This is a genomic window from Acutalibacter intestini (genome assembly GCF_034334985.1).
Taxonomy (GTDB): Bacteria; Bacillota; Clostridia; order Oscillospirales; family Acutalibacteraceae; genus Acutalibacter; species Acutalibacter intestini.
Window position 1 is genome coordinate 1 of sequence record NZ_JAWXXL010000095.1, and the last position, 1,531, is coordinate 1,531.

Sequence of the window (1,531 nt, forward strand, 5' to 3'; positions counted from 1 at the left end):
GCGGCCACCTTTTGCATAACCTCCATGGCCAGCTGGTTGTGGTCCGTGGCCACGTTGGTGGTGGTATAGATGGGGGCCAGCTCGTGCTGTGCGGGCGCCACTTCGTTATGCTCGGTCTTAGCCAGTATTCCCAGCTTCCACAGCGCGTCGTTCAGGTCCTCCATATAGGCCGCCACCCGGGGCTTTATTACGCCAAAGTAGTGGTCGTCCATCTCCTGGCCTTTGGGGGGCCGCTTGCCAAAGAGGGTGCGGCCGGTGAAACGCAGATCCGGGCGCTTATCATACATCTCCTGGGTAATGAGGAAGTACTCCTGCTCGGGCCCTACCGAGGTGCGCACGCACTTTACCTCCTGGTTGCCAAAGAGCCGGATAATGCGCATGGCCTGGCGGTTAAGGGCCGCCATGGAGCGCAGCAGGGGCGTTTTTTTATCCAGCGCCTCGCCGCCGTAAGAACAGAAAGCGGTGGGGATACACAGGGTTTTCCCCTTTATAAAAGCGTAGGAGGTGGGGTCCCAGGCAGTATATCCCCGGGCCTCGAAAGTGGCCCTAAGACCTCCGGAAGGGAAGGAGGAGGCGTCGGGCTCGCCCTTAATCAGCTCCTTTCCAGAAAACTCCATGATTACGCCCCCATCGGGGGAGGGAGAGATAAAGCTGTCGTGCTTTTCGGCGGTAACGCCGGTCAGGGGCTGGAACCAGTGGGTATAGTGGGTGGCGCCCTTAGACACCGCCCATTCCTTCATCGCGTTGGCCACGGCGTCGGCCACCCCGGGGTCCAGTTTGGCGCCCCGCTCAATCGTCCCGCGCAGGGACTTATATACATCAGATGGAAGGTTGGCTTTCATCACCCGGTCGTCAAAGACCATGCTGCCGAAATATTCCGGAACCAGTTTCATAATACGCACATCCTCTTTTACAAAAAATAAGACAGGGGCGCTCCCCCCGGAGCACCCGCTGTCCGCGCTCCCAGAAAAGACGCCCTTGCCTTTGCCGTGCCCCATTATACGCCAGCCGGGGCGGTTTGTCAACCCCTGTTTTGCAATATTTATTTTTGATATTTCATTTTTTTAAGGAAATCCTAAGTTTTTTTAGCTGCCCCTTGACATTTTGCAAGAAATCGCATATAATATCTTCAAATGAGCAATGGCGTTCATTCCGGTCCAGGGACTTCCTGCGCCCGGGGCGGGCGCTCTTTTTTTGAAAATTTTTATTAAGGATATGGTACTATGCAAATCGAAGGTCAGGTCCGCATCCCCTCTGGCTGTGCCATTGCGGCCCTTATCTCCAAAGAGGGCCGCAGAATGCCGGGCAGTATTGTGGCGCGGGCCATGCGCCCCATGCGCGAACGCTCCAACGGCCTGGGCGGCGGCTTTGCCGGGTACGGCATCTACCCGGCTTACCGGGAGTTCTACGCCCTGCACATGTTTTTTGATTGCAGGGATACCCGCAAGTTCTGCGAGGCTTTTTTGAAAGAGCGCTTCGAGCTGGTCCAGTCAGAGCCAATTCCCACCAGAAAGATCCCCTCTATCACCGG

1 protein-coding gene and 1 pseudogene are annotated in these 1,531 nt (G+C 56.6%); one reads left to right on the forward strand and one right to left on the reverse strand.

Features of this window, described 5'->3' with window-relative positions:
• Positions 1 to 893: glutamine synthetase III domain-containing protein (locus U8U68_RS21755; protein ID WP_322204537.1), on the reverse strand; the 893-nt coding region annotated here is incomplete at its 3' end.
• Between the two features lie 330 nt (positions 894 to 1,223).
• Between U8U68_RS21755 and U8U68_RS21760 the strand changes: the two are divergent.
• Positions 1,224 to 1,531: pseudogene (locus tag U8U68_RS21760) on the forward strand (hypothetical protein); the annotation flags it as partial.